Raw genomic sequence first — 18807 nt, 5'->3', positions numbered from 1 at the left:
ATTACTATAATCTATTGTCCCCGGTAATGGCTAACCAGACGAGAGTGCTTACCCAGGCAACCGGCTTTTTGGCCTCCCCGGCCCGAGCAAAATGGCCAGCTTGCTGCCGCCTTTTGTGGTCTCCATCCAGATCTTACACACGCTGGTCAGGGGGACCGAGAGCAGCATACCGACCGGGCCCAGCAGCCATCCCCAAATCAGTAAGGATAAAAATACGACCAGCGTCGACATGCCCAGCCGGTGCCCCATCATGCGCGGCTCGAGAATATTGCCCAGTACCATATGCACCACGAGGAACAGCGCGCCAACCAGCATGCATTCGTAAAAACCGTTAAACAGAAACGCCTGAATCATCGGCGGCACGGCGGAAAGCACCGCGCCAATATTGGGCACGTAGTTGAGCAGAAACGCCAGCACGCCCCACATCAGCGCGAACTGCACGTTCATCAGCATCAGCCCCAGCCAGACGATGATCCCGGTCCAGACGCTCAGCAGCGTTTTCAGCGCCAGATATTTTGAGACCCCCTTCAGCGCCCGGTGTAACCCGGCGATATGAATTTGGGGGTTATTCAACGCAAAGCGCAGCTTATAGGGGACGTGGCGGACTTCAAACAGCATAAACACCACCGTCATGACCAGCAGCAGAATGCTGGCCATCGCGCCGGAAAGCCCCGTCATCAGCGTGGTGGCGTAGGTCATGACCTTCTCGGAATCCATCCTGCGCAGCATCCGTTCAGGTGAGATATGCAAATTAAGGAAGGGTACCATCTCCTGCAGCGCCACAATCTTACGCGTCAGCTCTTTGTTGTACTGCGGCAGCATGGTGGAGAACTCGCTCAGCGATGCCGCCAGCACGCCGAAGAGCGCCGTCAGGGCAATCAGCATCACGATGACGACAATGGTGATGGCGACCGGACGGCTGACGCCCCGGCGAAGAAACCAGGTGACCAGAGGATTAAGCACAATGGCAAAAAAGAGCGCCAGCAGGAGCTGGACAATAATGTCAGCAGCAGCATGGATACCCGCAAGGATAACCACCAGACAGGCGAGCTTTAATAAGATGTGGAGTCCTGCTTTGTCGGACGGGTTAGCGATCATGCGTGTTCCTTAATATGATGACCCGGTAAGTGTAGTGCCCGGGCTTCGCTTCGTCTGGCACCGTTAATCTGAAAGTCGGTGCTGATTTTCTTATTGGGGCGTGGTAATAGTGAAACACTGTTGTAAAAAATCCAGGTAGAACCCCATGCCCGAACCTGCCGCTGAAACGGCACTGAGCGGACTGCGCCTCAATCTGCGCATCGTTTCCGTTGTTATTTTCAACTTTGCCAGCTATCTCACCATCGGCCTGCCGCTGGCGGTCCTGCCGGGCTATGTCCATGACGTGATGGGCTTCAGTGCCTTCTGGGCGGGGCTGGTGATTAGCCTGCAGTATTTCGCGACACTCCTGAGCCGACCGCATGCCGGTCGCTACGCGGACACGTTCGGTCCAAAAAGCATCGTGGTGGTGGGATTGTGCGGCTGCTTCCTCAGTGGCCTGAGCTACCTGCTGGCTGCCTCAGCCAGCCACTGGCCGCTGGTCAGCCTGGCGCTCCTCTGCCTGGGCCGCGTCATCCTCGGCATCGGGCAAAGCCTGGCGGGAACCGGCTCGACGCTGTGGGGCGTGGGGGTTGTCGGTGCGCCGCACATTGGCCGGGTGATCTCCTGGAACGGGATTGTCACCTACGGTGCGATGGCGCTCGGTGCGCCGCTCGGCGTGGCCTGCTATGCGTTTGGCGGGCTGTATGGGCTGGCCGTCACCATCATGGCGGTCGCGCTGCTGGCGATTCTGTTTGCGCTGCCGCGCCCGAAAGTGAAGGCCAGCAAGGGCAAGCCGCTGCCGTTTCGGGCGGTGCTGGGGCGCGTCTGGCCGTACGGCATGGCCCTGGCGCTGGCGACCACCGGCTTCGGTGTGATCGCGACCTTCATTACCCTGTTCTATGACGCCAAAGGCTGGGACGGCGCGGCCTTTGCGTTAACCCTGTTCAGCTGTGCGTTTGTTGGCGCGCGCCTGCTTTTCCCTAACGGCATCAACCGTCTGGGTGGGCTGAACGTGGCGATGATCTGCTTTGCGATAGAAATTGTCGGGCTGCTGCTGACCGGAATAGCGATGGTGCCCTGGGTCGCGAAAGTGGGCGTCTTCCTCGCGGGAGCCGGTTTTTCACTGGTCTTCCCGGCGCTGGGCGTGGTGGCGGTTAAAGCCGTGCCGCCGCAGAATCAGGGCGCCGCGCTGGCGACCTATACGGTGTTTATGGATATGTCGTTAGGCATTACCGGCCCGCTGGCGGGGCTGGTGATGGCCTGGGCAGGCGTGCCGGTGATCTATCTTGCCGCAGCGGGTCTGGTGATCGTGGCCTTGCTTCTGACGTGGCGGCTAAAAAAATGGCCCCCGGTGCAGGCACCGGAGGCCACGTCATCATCGTGAAACGTTACTGGATCACGATGGTGTTAATGATGTTTTCAGCAGCCGTCTGCGCTTTCTGCTGATCTTCCGCTGGCAGGGTGATCTGCAGGGTCAGGAGTTTGTTATCGACCTTGCCCAGCACGACAGAGGAGTACGCGGTCTGGCCTTTCGCAGAGATGATGCTGTCCAGCTGCTGCAGCTTATGGCCTTTCAGTTCGATGGATTTATTGGTCACGACCTGCAGCTGCGGGTCGCGGCCACGCTGCTGATCTTCCAGACGTTTGGACAGGACGGCCAGATCTTCGCTGGTGTCGTCGCCCACAATCACAATGACCGCTTTCTGCCCGGTTGCGTCGGAGTATACGTGCATGTTGTTCGCCTGAGTGCCCAGCTTGCCGCTCTGGTCAGTCATATCGGCTGGCAGAGAGAAGCTGAGTTTGCCATCCATCAGATTCACCGGCTGGCCGGTCGCATTGCTTTCTGCGGATGCGCCCTGAGCAGGCGTTTTCGTGTCGCTGTTATCACAGGCTGCAAGACCCACAACCAGCAGGCCAATCCCGACATATTTAACCAGATTGCGCATTGACTTCTTCCTTTCGATAAACGGCCATAACGGCTCATTCGTTCATCTTATCACAACTGATAAAGCGAACCCTTAACCTGCCTGCAATGCCGTGATTTCAGATTTATCTGCCAGTCTTTTCAGCAGCATATTCAGCAGCATGCCGTACATGGGCAGGAAGAAGACAATGCTGATGAGCACCTTAAAGCAGTAGTCCACCAGCGCGATTTCCATCCAGTGTTCGGCCATAAACGCATCCGGGCTACGCCAGAAGGCGATGAAGAAGAAGGCCAGCGTATCGCTCACGTTACCGAACAGCGTGGAGGCGGTGGGCGCCATCCACCAGCGATGATTCTGACGCAGGCGGTTAAACACGTGCACGTCCAGAATCTGCCCCAGCGCGTAGGCCATAAAGCTTGCTGCGGCGATACGGGCGACAAACAGGTTGAAGTGGGTTAACGCCTCAAAACCCTGCCAGCTTCCCATATAAAACAGGGACGAAACCCCGTACGAGATGAACAGCGCCGGGAGCATGACCGCAAAAATAATGCGGCGAGCCAGCGGTGCACCAAAGATACGCACGGTCAGATCGGTGGCGAGGAAAATAAACGGAAAACTGAACGCGCCCCAGGTGGTATGAAAACCAAAGATGGAGATCGGGAGCTGCACCAGATAGTTGCTGGAGGTGATCACCAGCAAATGGAAAAGCGAAAGCCAGAACAACGCTTTTACGCGCTGAGATTCAGAAAACTGCGTCATATTGTGACCTTTTTATACGTTGGGGTGAGGGAACCCAATAAAAACCGCAGCATGATACTGCTTTGGCAGGACATTGCAATGGTTAGTTTTTACGCAATCGTTAACCTGGTTTGCATTGATCGCAACCGGGCGTAAACTACAGCCGTTTTTACCTGACCGAGAAGATCATGACCGACCTGTTTTCCAGCCCAGACCACACCCTTGATGCCCAGGGCCTTCGCTGCCCGGAACCGGTAATGATGGTACGTAAAACCGTGCGCAACATGCAGACCGGTGAAACGCTGCTGATCATCGCCGACGACCCGGCCACGACCCGCGACATTCCCGGTTTTTGTACCTTTATGGAGCATGAGCTGGTGGCACAGCAGACTGAGGCGCTGCCGTATCGGTATTTGATTCGTAAGGGATAAGTTTTGTAGGCCGGGTAAGGCGAAGCCGCCACCCGGAGAATATGTTTCCTCTGCGGCCTGATGCCCTCACCCCGGCCCTCTCCCACGGGGAGAGGGAGCAAACACTAAAAATGGCCACGTAGTGGCCATTTTGCTTTTACCTAGCCCTTCATCCACGCCCGGATCCCGTCCAGGAACATCTGCGTTGCCATCATGACCAGAATCAGCCCCATCAGGCGCTCCAGCGCGTTTACCCCTTTTTCGCCCAGCAGGCGCAGGAACAGGGACGACTGCAGCAGGATAATGAACGTCCCGCCCCAGGCAATCAGCAGGGCAATCACCAGATGGCTCATCTGATTCGGATACTGATGCGACAGCAGCATCAGCGTGGCCAGAATGGTCGGGCCCGCGACGAGGGGGATCGCCAGCGGCACAATAAATGGCTCTTCACCCGCAGGCAGGCCGCTGCTGCTGCCTTCCGCGCTCGGGAAAATCATCTTAATGGCAATCAGGAACAGAATAATCCCGCCGGAAATCGACACGGTTTCGGCACGCAGGTTCAGGAATGCGAGAATTTTTTCACCCGCAAACAGGAAGATAAACATCACCAGCAGGGCGATGAGCAGCTCGCGGATCATGATCGCCCGGCGACGCTTCGGCTCAGTGTGTTTTAGCACCGACATGAAAATGGGCAGGTTGCCCAGGGGATCCATAATCAGGATCAATAAAACCGCGGCGGAAATGATTTCACTCATGTAAATTATCCCTGAAACTCTCTAAGGTTATTATGATAATTAGCTGTATTTCTGATTGCCGGGCAATCATCGATTAATTTCGCTTGCGACTTTGGCAGCATTTTGTAATGTGAAGCATATCCCAGTTCAATACTGGCTTGCACAATCAGCACACACCCTCAGCAGGAAAAAAATGCTATGAAAAACGTTGGTTTTATCGGCTGGCGCGGTATGGTCGGCTCTGTACTCATGCAACGCATGGTTGAAGAGCGCGATTTCGACGCTATCCGCCCGGTCTTCTTCTCCACTTCTCAGCTCGGCCAGGCTGCTCCGTCCTTTGGTGGTACCACAGGCACGTTGCAGGATGCTTACGATCTGGAAGCGCTGAAGGCGCTCGACATTATTGTGACCTGCCAGGGCGGCGATTATACCAACGAAATCTATCCAAAGCTGCGTGAAAGCGGCTGGCAGGGCTACTGGATTGATGCGGCCTCGTCGCTGCGCATGAAAGACGATGCCATCATCATTCTCGACCCGGTTAACCAGGGCGTGATCACCGATGGCCTGAACAACGGCGTGAAAACTTTTGTTGGCGGTAACTGCACCGTCAGCCTGATGCTGATGTCCCTCGGCGGCCTGTTCGCGCAGGATCTGGTGGAGTGGGTCTCCGTGGCGACCTACCAGGCGGCGTCCGGCGGCGGTGCGCGTCACATGCGCGAGCTGCTGACCCAGATGGGCCAGCTGCACCAGAGCGTTGCGACCGAGCTGGCAAACCCGGCATCCGCTATTCTGGATATCGAGCGTAAAGTGACCCAGCTGACCCGCAGCGGCGAGCTGCCGGTGGATAACTTTGGCGTACCGCTGGCCGGTGGCCTGATCCCGTGGATCGACAAGCAGCTGGATAATGGCCAGACCCGCGAAGAGTGGAAAGGCCAGGCTGAGACCAACAAAATCCTCAATACCGCGAACACCATTCCGGTTGACGGTCTCTGCGTACGTATCGGCGCACTGCGCTGCCACAGCCAGGCCTTCACCATTAAACTGAAAAAAGATGTGTCTATTCCGACCGTGGAAGAGCTGCTGGCCGCGCACAACCCGTGGGCGAAAGTGGTACCAAACGATCGCGATATCACTATGCGCGAGCTGACCCCGGCAGCGGTAACCGGCACGTTGACCACGCCGGTTGGCCGTCTGCGTAAGCTGAACATGGGGCCGGAGTATCTCTCCGCGTTCACCGTCGGTGACCAGCTCCTGTGGGGCGCCGCCGAACCGCTGCGCCGCATGCTGCGCCAGCTGGCGTAATAATTTGTTAAATACCAGGGGTGATTTTCACCCCTTTTTTTTGCGTACTACATGGAGTAACACGCGTATGTCTTATTTTTTATCAGGAGTCATCTAGAGCGTTGGCTATGCTTTAAGGAAGAGTCATTTCTTACCTGAGGTTCGAGCGGAGCAGAATGGATGCACATTTTTGTGCTGTCCCGTTCAGGTCACATTAAAAGTCGTCCCGGAGCGCTTAAAAAGGACGACATAAAAAACAGGATGAATACCATGTCCGATCGTGTGGATAGAGACGTGATTAATGCGCTTATTGCGGGTCATTTCGCTGACCCCTTTTCTGTGCTTGGGATGCACCGTACTGAGGCCGGTCTGGAAGTTCGGGCACTGTTACCGGATGCCACAGAAGTCTGGGTGATTGAACCCAAAACCGGCCGCAAGGTCGGTAACCTTGAATGCCTCGATTCCCGTGGCTTCTTCTCGGGCGTGATGCCCCGTCGTAAAAATCCTTTTCGCTATCAGCTCGCCGTTCTCTGGCACGGTCAGCAAAACCTGATTGACGATCCCTACAGCTTTGGCCCTCTGCTTAAAGAGATGGATGCCTGGCTGCTCTCCGAAGGGACGCATCTTCGCCCTTATGAAACGCTGGGTGCCCATGCCGATACCATGGACGGCATTACCGGCACGCGGTTCTCCGTGTGGGCGCCCAATGCCCAGCGCGTCTCCGTTGTAGGCCAGTTCAACTACTGGGATGGCCGCCGCCACCCGATGCGCCTGCGTCGGGAAACCGGCATCTGGGAGCTGTTTATCCCCGGGGCGCACCACGGGCAGCTTTATAAATTCGAGATGATTGACGCCCACGGCAAGCTGCGCATTAAAGCCGACCCGTATGCCTTCGAAGCGCAGATGCGTCCGGATACCGCGTCGCTGATTTGCGGCCTGCCGGAGAAGGTCGTTCAGACGGAGGAGCGTAAACAGGCTAACCGCTTTGATGCGCCGATCTCCGTCTATGAAGTCCATCTCGGCTCCTGGCGTCGCCACACCGATAACAACTTCTGGCTCAGCTACCGGGAGCTTGCCGACCAGCTGGTCCCGTACGCCAAATGGATGGGCTTTACCCACCTGGAGCTGCTGCCGGTCAACGAGCACCCGTTCGACGGCAGCTGGGGCTATCAGCCCACCGGGCTGTATGCGCCGACCCGCCGCTTCGGCACCCGCGATGACTTCCGCTATTTCATTGATGCCGCGCACGCCGCCGGGCTGAACGTCATCCTCGACTGGGTGCCGGGCCATTTCCCGGCGGATGATTTCGCGCTGGCAGAGTTTGACGGTACGAAGCTGTACGAGCATAGCGATCCGCGCGAAGGCTATCACCAGGACTGGAACACGCTGATCTACAACTACGGTCGCCGTGAGGTCTCAAACTACCTGGTCGGGAATGCCCTGTACTGGATCGAGCGGTTTGGCATCGATGCCCTGCGCGTGGATGCGGTGGCGTCGATGATCTACCGCGACTACAGCCGCAAAGAGGGGGAGTGGATCCCGAACGAGTTTGGTGGCCGCGAAAACCTGGAAGCGATTGAATTCCTGCGTAATACCAACCGCATTATCGGCGAGCAGGTGGACGGTGCCGTGACTATGGCGGAAGAGTCCACCGACTTTGCGGGCGTCTCCCGTCCGCCGTCATTGGGCGGCCTGGGGTTCTGGTATAAGTGGAACCTGGGCTGGATGCACGACACGCTCGACTACATGAAGCTGGATCCGGTTCACCGTAAGTATCATCACGATAAGCTGACGTTCGGGATGCTCTACAACTACACCGAAAACTTCATGCTGCCGCTGTCGCACGATGAGGTGGTACACGGTAAAAAATCGATTCTCGACCGCATGCCGGGCGACGCGTGGCAGAAGTTTGCCAACCTGCGCGCCTATTACGGCTGGATGTTTGCCTTCCCGGGCAAGAAACTGCTGTTCATGGGCAATGAGTTCGCCCAGGGGCGCGAGTGGAACCATGACGCCAGCCTCGACTGGCATCTGCTGGAAGGCGGCGACAACTGGCACCACGGGGTGCAGCGTCTGGTACGCGATCTGAACCTGACCTATCGTCACCACAAAGCGCTGCACGAGCTCGACTTCGATCCGTACGGCTTTGAATGGCTGGTGGTGGACGACCATGAGCGCTCGGTGTTTATCTTTGTGCGTCGTGATAAAGCGGGTAACGAGATCATCGTCGCCAGCAACTTCACCCCGGTGCCGCGCGAACACTACCGCTTCGGCATTAACCAGCCGGGCAAATGGCGTGAAATTCTGAATACCGACTCAATGCACTACCACGGCAGCAACGCCGGTAACGGTGGGCTGGTACAGAGCGACGCCATTGAAAGCCACGGGCGGCCCAACTCCCTGAGCCTGACGCTGCCGCCGCTTGGCACCATCTGGCTGATGCGGGAGGGCGAATGACGCAGCTTACGGCAGGTAAACCCGAACCGCTCGGGGCGCATTTTGACGGAAAGGGGGTCAATTTCACCCTCTTTTCCGCTCACGCCGAGCGAGTAGAACTGTGCGTGTTTGACGGGGAAGGTAACGAGCACCGTTACGATTTACCCGCGCGCACGGGGGATACCTGGCACGGCTACCTGTCCGGCGGGCGGCCCGGCATGCACTACGGCTTTCGCGTTCACGGTCCGTGGGATCCCGCGCAGGGGCACTGGTTTAATCCGGCGAAGCTGTTGATTGACCCGTGCGCGCACCGCGTGGACGGCGAATTTAAAGATGACCCGCTCTTCCACGTGGGCTACGGCGAGCCCGACCACCGCGACAGCGCGCCCGTCGCGCCAAAAAGCGTGGTGGTGAACGATCTTTATGACTGGGAAGACGATGCCCCGCCGCACACGCCGTGGGGCAAGACCGTCATTTATGAAGCCCACGTCAAAGGGCTGACGTACCTGCATCCGTCGATCCCCAAAGAGATGCGCGGCACCTACAAGGCACTCGGGCATCCCACCATGATCGCCTACCTGAAACACCTCGGCATCACCGCCCTGGAACTGCTCCCCGTCGCCCATTTTGCCAGCGAGCCGCGTCTACAGCGGCTGGGGCTGAGCAACTACTGGGGCTATAACCCGCTGGTGATGTTCGCGCTCGAGCCGCGCTATGCCGTCCATCCGGAAAAGGCGCGGGACGAGTTCCGCGATGCGGTGAAGGCGCTCCACGCGGCGGGCATTGAGGTCATTCTGGACGTGGTACTGAACCACAGCGCAGAAAGCGATCTCGACGGCCCGACGCTCTCCATGCGCGGAATTGATAACCGTAGCTATTATTGGATCAGGCAGGATGGCGATTACGAGAACTGGACCGGCTGCGGCAACACGCTCAATCTCAGCCATCCGGCGGTCACGCATTTTGCGTATGAATGCCTGAAATACTGGGTAGAGACATTCCACGTCGACGGTTTTCGTTTCGACCTGGCGCCGGTGATGGGGCGCACGCCAGCGTTCAGCCAGCAGGCGCCGCTGTTTGAGGCGATAAAAAACTGCCCGGTGCTCTCGCAGGTGAAGCTCATTGCCGAGCCGTGGGACATCGGTGAAGGCGGTTATCAGGTCGGGAATTTCCCGCCGCTGTTTGCCGAGTGGAACGACCACTACCGCGACGCCGTGCGCCGCTTCTGGCTGGAGCGGAACCTGTCGCTGGGGGAATTTGCCGGGCGCTTTGCCGCGTCGAGCGATCTCTTTAAGCGCGACGGCAAACGCCCGTCGGCCACCGTCAATCTGTTGACGGCGCACGACGGTTTTACGCTCAGGGACTGCGTTTGTTTCAATCAGAAACACAATGAGGCGAACGGCGAAGAGAATCGCGATGGCACTAACAATAACCATAGCTTCAATCATGGTATAGAAGGGTTAGGCGGAAGTCTGGATGTGATAGAGCGGCGACGCGCCAGCGTTCATGCGCTGCTGACAACGCTTTTACTGTCGCAGGGCACGCCGATGCTGCTGGCAGGCGACGAGCATGGTCATAGCCAGCACGGTAACAACAACGCCTATTGCCAGGACAACACCTTAACCTGGCTTGACTGGGGGGAAGCCAACAGCGGGCTGATTCATTTTACCGCTGCGCTGATCCATCTTCGCCAGCAGATCCCCGCGCTGACCGCCAACAATTGGTGGGAAGAGGGTGACGGCAACGTTCGCTGGCTGAATAAAGACGCGCAACCGTTAAGCGCGCAAGAGTGGCAACACGGCGTACCACGCCTGCAAATCCTGCTGTCGGATAAATGGCTGGTCACGCTGAACGCGACGGATGACGTCGCAGAGATTGTTTTACCTGAAGGGGAATGGCGCGCCGTTCCTCCCTTTGCCGGAGCGGATAATCCGGTAGTAATGGCTGTCTGGCACGGGCCTGCGCACGGAGTGTGCGTATTCCAAAGATGATAAAAAAGGAGTTAGTCATGGTTAGATTAGAGAAGAACGATCCCTTAATGTTGGCACGCCAGCTACCATTAAAAACGGTTGCCCTGATACTTGCGGGCGGGCGTGGTACCCGTCTGAAAGATTTGACCATCAAGCGCGCCAAACCGGCTGTTCACTTTGGTGGTAAGTTCCGTATCATCGACTTTGCGCTCTCCAACTGCCTGAACTCGGGCATTCGCCGCATCGGCGTCATTACGCAGTATCAGTCGCATACGCTGGTTCAGCATATCCAGCGCGGCTGGTCATTCTTCAGCGAAGAGATGAACGAGTTTGTCGATCTCCTTCCTGCGCAGCAACGCGTCCACGGCGAAAACTGGTATCGCGGGACAGCGGATGCGGTGACCCAGAACCTCGACATCATTCGTCGCTACAACGCGGAATACATCGTGATCCTCGCCGGGGACCACATCTACAAGCAAGATTACTCCCACATGCTGATCGACCACGTCGAAAAAGGGGCGCGCTGCACCGTGGCGTGTCTGCCTGTGCCCGTTGCTGAAGCGACGGCGTTTGGCGTCATGCACGTGGATGCGGACGACAAAATTATCGACTTCGTTGAAAAACCGGCGAACCCGCCAACCATGCCGGGCGATGACACCAAATCACTCGCCAGCATGGGGATCTATGTCTTTGACGCCGATTATCTTTATGAGCTGCTGGAAGAAGACGACAAAGACGAAAACTCCAGCCACGACTTCGGTAAAGACATCATTCCGAAAATTACGAAAGCTGGCATGGCGTATGCACATCCTTTCCCGCTGTCCTGCGTGCAGTCCGACCCGAATGCGGAACCCTACTGGCGCGACGTGGGCACGCTGGAAGCGTACTGGAAAGCGAACCTCGATCTGGCATCGGTCACGCCAGAACTGGATATGTACGACCAGAACTGGCCGATTCGTACCCATATGGAGTCGCTGCCGCCGGCCAAGTTCGTCCAGGACCGCTCCGGCAGCCACGGTATGACGCTGAACTCGCTGGTGTCCGGCGGGTGCATTATCTCCGGTTCGGTGGTGGTGCAGTCGGTGCTGTTCCCGCGTGTGCGGATAAATTCATTCTGTAATATCGATTCGGCAGTCTTGTTGCCGGATGTCTGGGTAGGGCGCTCGTGTCGTCTGCGTCGTTGCGTGATCGACCGTGCCTGCGTCATCCCTGAAGGGATGGTAATTGGGGAGAATGCGGAAGAAGACGCGCGTCGTTTCTACCGTTCGGAAGAGGGGATCGTGTTAGTCACACGGGAAATGTTGCGGAAGCTGCAGATCAAACAGGAGCGATGATGCAGGTTTTACACGTATGTTCTGAGATGTTCCCGTTATTAAAAACGGGCGGACTGGCAGATGTGCTTGGCGCATTACCGGCGGCGCAAATCGCCGGAGGCGTGGATACCCGAGTCCTGCTGCCCGCCTTTCCGGATATACGGCGCGGTATACCTGATGCGAAAGTGGTGACCCGCCGTGAAACGTTTGCCGGACGCATTACCCTGCTGTTTGGACATTACAATGGCGTAGGGATTTACCTGATCGACGCGCCGCACTTATACGATCGCCCGGGCAGCCCGTATCACGATACGAACCTGTTCGCCTATACCGACAACGTGCTGCGCTTTGCGCTGCTCGGCTGGGTCGGCGCCGAAATGGCGACGGGGCTGGATCCGTTCTGGCGTCCGGACGTGGTGCACGCGCACGACTGGCACGCCGGGCTTGCCCCGGCGTATCTCGCCGCGCGCGGCCACCCGGCGAAATCGGTCTTTACCGTGCATAACCTGGCGTATCAGGGGATGTACTACGCCCATCACATGAATGACATCGATCTGCCATGGTCGTTCTTTAACATGCACGGTCTGGAGTTTAACGGGCAGATCTCGTTCCTGAAGGCGGGGCTGTACTACGCCGATCACATCACGGCGGTGAGCCCAACCTACGCGCGTGAGATCACCCAGCCGGCGTTTGGCTACGGCATGGAAGGGTTGCTGCAGCAGCGCCATCGCGAAGGCCGCCTGTCGGGCATCCTGAACGGCGTGGATGAACAAATCTGGAGCCCGGAAACCGATCTCCTGCTGGCGGCGCGCTACGGTCGTGATTCCGTGGAGGACAAAGCGGAGAACAAACGCCAGCTGCAGATTGCGATGGGCCTGAAGGTGAACGACAAAGTGCCGCTGTTCGCCGTTGTGAGCCGCCTGACCAGCCAGAAAGGGCTGGATCTGGTGCTGGAGGCGCTGCCCGGTTTACTGGAGCAGGGGGGACAGCTGGCGCTGCTCGGCGCGGGCGACCCGGTGCTGCAGGAAGGTTTCCTTGCCGCCGCCGCGGAACACCCGGGGCAGGTAGGCGTGCAGATTGGCTACCACGAAGCGTTCTCGCACCGCATTATGGGCGGCGCGGACGTCATCCTGGTGCCAAGCCGTTTCGAACCCTGCGGCCTGACGCAGCTGTACGGCCTGAAATACGGCACCCTGCCGCTGGTACGCCGCACGGGCGGACTGGCGGATACCGTATCCGACAGCTCTCTGGAAAACCTGGCGGACGGTATCGCCAGCGGATTTGTTTTTGAGGACAGTAATGCCTGGTCGCTGCTTCGGGCGATTCGGCGTGCTTTCGTCTTGTGGTCCCGTCCATCGCTGTGGCGTTACGTACAACGTCAGGCGATGTCCATGGACTTTAGCTGGCATGTCGCGGCGCAGTCATACCGCGATCTCTATCAACGCTTGATGTAACGAGGCGAAGTTACTGATATGAACGCTCCATTTAGCTACTCTTCACCCACGCTCAGCGTTGAGGCGTTAAAGCACTCCATCGCCTACAAGCTGATGTTCACCATCGGGAAAGATCCGGTTATTGCCAACAAGCACGAGTGGCTGAACGCCACCCTGTTTGCCGTGCGTGACCGCTTAGTTGAACGCTGGCTGCGCTCAAACCGCGCCCAGCTCTCGCAGGAGACGCGTCAGGTTTACTACCTGTCGATGGAATTTTTGATTGGCCGCACGCTGTCCAATGCGCTGTTGTCGCTCGGTATTTATGACGACGTCAAAACCGCACTGGAAGAGATGGGGTTAGATTTAGAAGAACTGATCGACGAAGAGAACGACCCGGGCCTCGGTAACGGCGGTCTGGGACGTCTCGCCGCCTGCTTCCTCGACTCGCTGGCGACGCTGGCGCTGCCGGGCCGTGGCTACGGTATTCGCTACGATTACGGTATGTTCAAACAGAATATCGTCGACGGGCGTCAGAAAGAGTCCCCGGACTACTGGCTGGAGTACGGCAACCCGTGGGAGTTTAAGCGCCACAACACGCGCTACAAGGTGCGGTTTGGCGGACGTATTCAGCAGGAAGGGAAAAAATCCCGCTGGGTGGAAACGGAAGAGATCCTGGCCGTGGCCTACGACCAGATTATCCCCGGCTACGACACTGACGCCACCAACACGCTGCGCCTGTGGAGTGCCCAGGCCAGTAGCGAAATTAACCTCGGGAAATTTAACCAGGGTGACTACTTCGCGGCGGTGGAGGATAAAAACCACTCCGAGAACGTGTCCCGCGTGCTGTACCCGGATGACTCGACCTACTCAGGCCGCGAGCTGCGTCTGCGTCAGGAGTACTTCCTCGTTTCGGCGACCATTCAGGACATCCTTAGCCGCCACCATCAGCTGCACAAAACCTACGCCAACCTGGCGGAGAAAACCGCGATCCACCTTAATGACACCCACCCGGTGCTCTCTATTCCGGAGCTGATGCGCCTGCTGATCGATGAGCATAAGTTCAGCTGGGATGACGCCTTTGAGGTGACCTGTCAGGTGTTCTCATACACCAACCACACGCTGATGAGCGAAGCGCTGGAGACGTGGCCGGTGGACATGCTCGGCAAAATCCTGCCGCGCCATCTGCAGATTATCTTTGAGATTAACGACTACTTCCTCAAGACGCTGCAGGAGCAGTATCCGAACGATACCGGCCTGCTGAGCCGCGCGTCCATCATTGATGAGTCGAACGGTCGTCGCGTGCGCATGGCCTGGCTGGCGGTTGTCATCAGCCATAAGGTCAACGGCGTGTCAGAGCTCCACTCGAACCTGATGGTGCAGTCGCTGTTTGCGGACTTCGCGAAGATCTTCCCGACGCGGTTCTGCAACGTGACCAACGGCGTCACCCCGCGCCGCTGGCTGGCGCTGGCCAACCAGCCGCTCTCTGAGGTACTGGACGAGAATATTGGCCGCACCTGGCGTACCGATTTGAGCCAGCTGAGCGAGCTGGAACAGCATATTGATTTCCCGACGGTGAACAAAGCCGTGCGCGAAGCCAAGCTGCTGAACAAAAAACGTCTGGCGGTCTGGCTGGCGATGCACCTCAACGTGGTGGCAAACCCGAAAGCGCTGTTCGACGTTCAGATCAAACGCATCCATGAATACAAGCGTCAGCTGATGAACGTGCTGCACGTGATCACCCATTACAACCGCATCAAGGCCGATCCGACGGCCGAATGGGTGCCGCGCGTGAAGATCTTCGCCGGTAAGGCGGCGTCGGCCTACTACATGGCGAAGCACATTATTCATCTCATCAACGACGTGGCGAAGGTGGTTAACCAGGATCCGGATATTGGCGACAAGCTGAAGGTGGTGTTCATTCCGAACTACAGCGTCAGCCTGGCGCAGCTGATCATCCCGGCGGCGGATCTCTCTGAACAGATTTCCACGGCGGGGACGGAGGCATCCGGCACCAGTAACATGAAGTTTGCCCTCAACGGCGCGCTGACCATCGGCACGCTGGACGGGGCGAACGTCGAGATGCTGGAGCACGTGGGCGAAGACAATATCTTTATCTTCGGTAATACGACGGAAGAGGTGGAGGCGCTGCGCAGGAAAGGCTACTCGCCGCGTCAATATTACGAAGAGGATGAAGAGTTGCGTCAGGTGCTGACGCAGATCGCGACCGGCGTGTTTAGCCCTGATGAACCGAGCCGCTACCGCGATCTGGTGGATTCGCTGATTAACTTTGGCGATCACTACCAGGTGCTGGCGGATTACCGCAGCTACGTGGACTGTCAGGACAAGGTGGACGAGCTGTATCGCCAGCCGGAGAAGTGGACCAGCGCCGCGATGTACAACATCGCCAATATGGGCTATTTCTCGTCAGACAGGACCATCAAGGAGTATGCCGAGACGATCTGGCATATTGATCCGGTGAGGTTGTAAAAACAAAGCCCGGTGGCGCTGCGCTTACCGGGCCTACGGGATCGAGTAGGCCGGGTAAGGCGGAGCCGCCACCCGGCTTTTTTCAATTAAGACGCCAGCGACAGCTCACGCTTTCCCGCATGTTGCAGTAACCACTGCGCCACGCGAGACTGCTGTTCGGCGTTGAGCCACATCCCTTCTTTGGTACGGCGCCAGATAGCATCGTCCAGACGACGCACCCACTCGTGCTCAACCAGGTAACGCAGCTCGGCTTCGTACAGCTCGTGGCCGAAATGCTCGCCCAGATCCGCAATGTCCTTCGCATCGCCCAGGAACAGCTCGGTATTGCTGCCGTAGGTGCGGGCATAGTGGCGCGCCATCCCTTCGGTGATGAACGGGAAGCGACGGCGCAGCTTCGCGGCGTAATCATCGCGGTTATCGCCGATATCACCGCCGGGCAGTACCGCGCCTTTGGTCCATGCCGGGCCAATGCCTTTGTAATACGGCGCCAGTTTTTCCAGCGCGTGCTCGGCCAGCTTGCGGTAGGTGGTGAGCTTGCCGCCAAACACGGACAGCAGCGGCGCCTGACCGTCAACGTCGTGAATATCGAGCGTATAGTCGCGGGTGATGGCCTGCGGTGAATCAGATTCGTCATCGCACAGCGGACGCACGCCGGAGTAAGTCCAGACCACGTCGTCGCGCGACAGCTGTTTCTTAAAGTGCGCGTTATACACTTTAAGCAGGTAGTTCACTTCGCTCTCGTCGATCTCAACGTTCTTCGGATCGCCTTTGTACTCCACGTCGGTGGTGCCGATGATCGAGAATTCGTCCATCCACGGGATCACAAACACAATGCGCTTGTCTTCGTTTTGCAGAATGTACGCCTGCTTCTGGGTATGCACGCGCGGCACCACAATGTGGCTGCCTTTGATCAGGCGGATGCCGTACGGGGAAGGCAGATGCATGCCCTCGTCAAAGAACTGTTTCACCCACGGGCCGGTGGCGTTCACCAGGCCGCGCGCTTTCCAGCTGAATTTCTCGCCGGTATCGATATCTTCCGCCTCGACAATCCACAGGCCGTTTTCACGGCGGGCAGAGGTCGCGCGGGTGCGGGTTTTCACCTCGCCGCCTTTCTTCTCAACCATCTGCGCGTTCGCCAGCACCAGGCGGGCATCGTCCACCCAGCAGTCGGAATATTCGAATCCGCGCACGATTTCAGGCTTAAGGACCGATTCTGAGCCAAAACGCAAACCTTTCGAACCCGGGAGGCTGGTGCGTTTACCCAGATGATCGTACATAAACAGACCAATTCGGATCATCCACGCCGGACGCAGATGTGGGCGATGGGGCAGGCGGAAGCGCATCGGAATCGCCAGATGCGGGGCCATTTTCAGCAGCACTTCACGTTCGGCCAGCGCTTCACTGACCAGGCGGAATTCGTAGTGCTCCAGGTAGCGCAGGCCACCGTGAATCAGTTTGGAGCTGGCGGACGACGTCGCGCAGGCGAGATCGTTAGCTTCCAGCATCAGTACGGATAAACCGCGTCCTGCGGCATCGACCGCAATACCGGCACCGTTGATGCCACCGCCTATCACAATCAGATCTTTGGTTTCCATAACACCCTCATGCACTTTCGTTAAAGCTCAGAAATGTTCGATATCGCTCATAATAGCAAAGGAACGCGCTTTTGGTAACATCAAAAAAACAATTTAGAGTGATATGGATAACATAATGGCGTTTACCCGCCGCCAGGACGTACACTACGGGGTAAAATCTTGTCGTTGACCACTGTAAAGAGAACACCATGGATCAGTTTGAATGTATTAACGTAGAAGAAGCCCACCAGAAGATGCACCAGGGAAAAGCGGTGCTGGTGGACATCCGCGATCCGCAGAGTTTTGCGATGGGTCATACGCCGGGCGCGTTCCATCTCACCAACGACACGCTGGGCGCGTTTATGCGCGATAACGACTTCGACACGCCGGTGATGGTCATGTGCTATCACGGCAACAGCAGCAAAGGCGCGGCGCAGTACCTGCTTCAGCAGGGTTACGACGCGGTTTACAGCGTCGACGGCGGTTTCGATGCCTGGCATCGTCATTTCCCGGCGGAAGTGGAATACGCTTTTGAGCGCTGATCCCGCTATACTGTCCCCTTTTGTGTGGAAATAAGCGACCGCTGCCCATGTTGATGATCACCTCTTTTACCAACCCGCGCGTCGCCCAGGCGTTTGTCGACTATATGGCGACGCAGGGCGTTATTCTGACTATTCAGCAACATACGCAGACCGACGTCTGGCTGGCCGATGAGAGCCAGGCCGGGCGGGTAAACGAGGAGCTGGCGCGTTTTCTTGAGAACCCTGGCGACCCGCGCTATCTGGCGGCCAGCTGGCAATCCGGCCAGACCGGCAGCGGATTGCACTACAGCCGCTTTCCCTTCCTCGCCACCATTCGCGAGCGCGCGGGCCCGTTTACGCTGCTGCTGATGGCGGCCTGCATCATTGTCTTCATTATCATGAACGTGGTCGGCGACCAGAGTGTGATGATTGCCCTGGCGTGGCCCTATGACCCGTCTCTTGAGTTTGACGTCTGGCGCTACTTTAGCCACGCGCTGATGCACTTCTCGGTGATGCATATCCTCTTTAACCTGCTCTGGTGGTGGTATCTCGGCGGTGCCGTTGAAAAGCGTCTGGGCAGTGGCAAGCTGATCGTTATCACCCTCATCAGCGCCCTGTTAAGCGGCTACGTGCAGCACAAGTTCAGCGGGCCGTGGTTCGGCGGGCTGTCGGGTGTCGTGTATGCCCTGATGGGCTACGTCTGGCTTCGCGGGGAGCGCGACCCGGAAAGTGGCATCTATCTGCAACGCGGATTAATAACCTTTGCATTAATATGGCTAATTGCCGGATGGTTTGATCTGTTTGGTATGTCTATCGCCAACGGTGCGCACGTCGCCGGGCTGGCCGTGGGGCTGGCGATGGCCTTTGCCGACACGCTCCATGCGCGAAAACGAACATAATTCTCAGGG

15 protein-coding genes are annotated in these 18807 nt (G+C 57.8%); 10 read left to right on the top strand and 5 right to left on the bottom strand.

From position 1 onward, the window contains the following. Positions 1–48 precede the first annotated feature (48 nt). On the bottom strand, positions 49–1098 hold the full coding sequence (locus KGP25_RS22920; protein WP_023326241.1) for an AI-2E family transporter: 1050 nt from the start codon (positions 1096–1098) through the stop codon (positions 49–51). Positions 1099–1243: 145 nt separating this feature from the next. Between KGP25_RS22920 and KGP25_RS22915 the strand changes: the two genes are divergently transcribed. Next, positions 1244–2461 (top strand): MFS transporter, encoded by a 1218-nt coding sequence (locus tag KGP25_RS22915; RefSeq protein ID WP_063622752.1) that lies wholly within the window; start codon positions 1244–1246, stop codon positions 2459–2461. A 4-nt stretch (positions 2462–2465) separates the two neighbouring features. Here the strand turns inward: KGP25_RS22915 and KGP25_RS22910 are convergent, their stop codons facing one another. Both KGP25_RS22910 and KGP25_RS22905 read right to left on the bottom strand, forming a co-directional pair. After that, a complete protein-coding gene (locus tag KGP25_RS22910; RefSeq protein ID WP_008503073.1) occupies positions 2466–3023 on the bottom strand; it encodes a DcrB family lipoprotein in 558 nt (185 codons plus the stop codon). 72 nt (positions 3024–3095) lie between these two features. Further along, the gene (locus KGP25_RS22905) at positions 3096–3761 is read right to left on the bottom strand and encodes a 7-cyano-7-deazaguanine/7-aminomethyl-7-deazaguanine transporter (RefSeq protein WP_223539656.1); all 666 of its coding nucleotides are present in this window, start codon (positions 3759–3761) and stop codon (positions 3096–3098) included. Positions 3762–3928: 167 nt separating this feature from the next. Here KGP25_RS22905 and tusA point away from each other — a divergent pair, with 167 nt between their 5' ends. Beyond that, the gene (tusA, locus tag KGP25_RS22900) at positions 3929–4171 is read left to right on the top strand and encodes a sulfurtransferase TusA (protein ID WP_008503071.1); all 243 of its coding nucleotides are present in this window, start codon (positions 3929–3931) and stop codon (positions 4169–4171) included. A 140-nt stretch (positions 4172–4311) separates the two neighbouring features. Here tusA and yhgN read toward each other — a convergent pair whose 3' ends face one another. Continuing rightward, a complete protein-coding gene (gene yhgN, locus KGP25_RS22895; protein ID WP_003861574.1) occupies positions 4312–4905 on the bottom strand; it encodes an NAAT family transporter YhgN in 594 nt (197 codons plus the stop codon). Between the two features lie 177 nt (positions 4906–5082). On the opposite strand from yhgN, the gene asd reads away from it, so the two are divergent. The 6 genes from asd (at position 5083) to glgP (ending at position 15804) form a co-directional block, all read left to right on the top strand. Beyond that, entirely contained in the window at positions 5083–6186 is a 1104-nt protein-coding gene (gene asd / locus KGP25_RS22890) for an aspartate-semialdehyde dehydrogenase (RefSeq protein ID WP_024908885.1), read from the top strand. Positions 6187–6435: 249 nt separating this feature from the next. Further along, positions 6436–8622, top strand: a complete 2187-nt coding sequence (gene glgB, locus KGP25_RS22885; protein ID WP_048027822.1) for a 1,4-alpha-glucan branching enzyme — start codon at positions 6436–6438, stop codon at positions 8620–8622. Continuing rightward, the gene (gene glgX / locus KGP25_RS22880; protein WP_048027715.1) at positions 8619–10592 is read left to right on the top strand and encodes a glycogen debranching protein GlgX; all 1974 of its coding nucleotides are present in this window, start codon (positions 8619–8621) and stop codon (positions 10590–10592) included. The genes glgB and glgX overlap by 4 nt, the downstream gene beginning before the upstream one ends. A 17-nt stretch (positions 10593–10609) precedes the next feature. Beyond that, a complete protein-coding gene (glgC, locus tag KGP25_RS22875) occupies positions 10610–11905 on the top strand; it encodes a glucose-1-phosphate adenylyltransferase (RefSeq protein WP_008503066.1) in 1296 nt (431 codons plus the stop codon). Continuing rightward, positions 11905–13338, top strand: coding sequence for a glycogen synthase GlgA (glgA, locus tag KGP25_RS22870; protein WP_008503065.1), 1434 nt, complete (start codon positions 11905–11907; stop codon positions 13336–13338). Before glgC ends, glgA begins: the two co-directional genes overlap by 1 nt. Positions 13339–13356: 18 nt before the next feature. Then, on the top strand, positions 13357–15804 hold the full coding sequence (gene glgP / locus KGP25_RS22865) for a glycogen phosphorylase (protein WP_025910282.1): 2448 nt from the start codon (positions 13357–13359) through the stop codon (positions 15802–15804). Between the two features lie 86 nt (positions 15805–15890). On the opposite strand, the gene glpD is transcribed toward glgP, so the two are convergent. Beyond that, on the bottom strand, positions 15891–17399 hold the full coding sequence (gene glpD / locus KGP25_RS22860) for a glycerol-3-phosphate dehydrogenase (protein WP_048027712.1): 1509 nt from the start codon (positions 17397–17399) through the stop codon (positions 15891–15893). Positions 17400–17587: 188 nt separating this feature from the next. On the opposite strand from glpD, the gene glpE reads away from it, so the two are divergent. Next, entirely contained in the window at positions 17588–17920 is a 333-nt protein-coding gene (gene glpE / locus KGP25_RS22855; RefSeq protein WP_008503062.1) for a thiosulfate sulfurtransferase GlpE, read from the top strand. Between the two features lie 47 nt (positions 17921–17967). Then, entirely contained in the window at positions 17968–18798 is an 831-nt protein-coding gene (glpG, locus tag KGP25_RS22850; RefSeq protein WP_032648308.1) for a rhomboid family intramembrane serine protease GlpG, read from the top strand. The last annotated feature ends 9 nt before the right edge of the window (positions 18799–18807 follow it).

It is taken from the genome of Enterobacter sp. JBIWA003, assembly GCF_019968825.1.
Taxonomy (GTDB): Bacteria; Pseudomonadota; Gammaproteobacteria; order Enterobacterales; family Enterobacteriaceae; genus Enterobacter; species Enterobacter quasiroggenkampii.
Note: the sequence above shows the minus strand (reverse complement) of the source record. Positions and strands in the feature narration are given on the sequence as shown.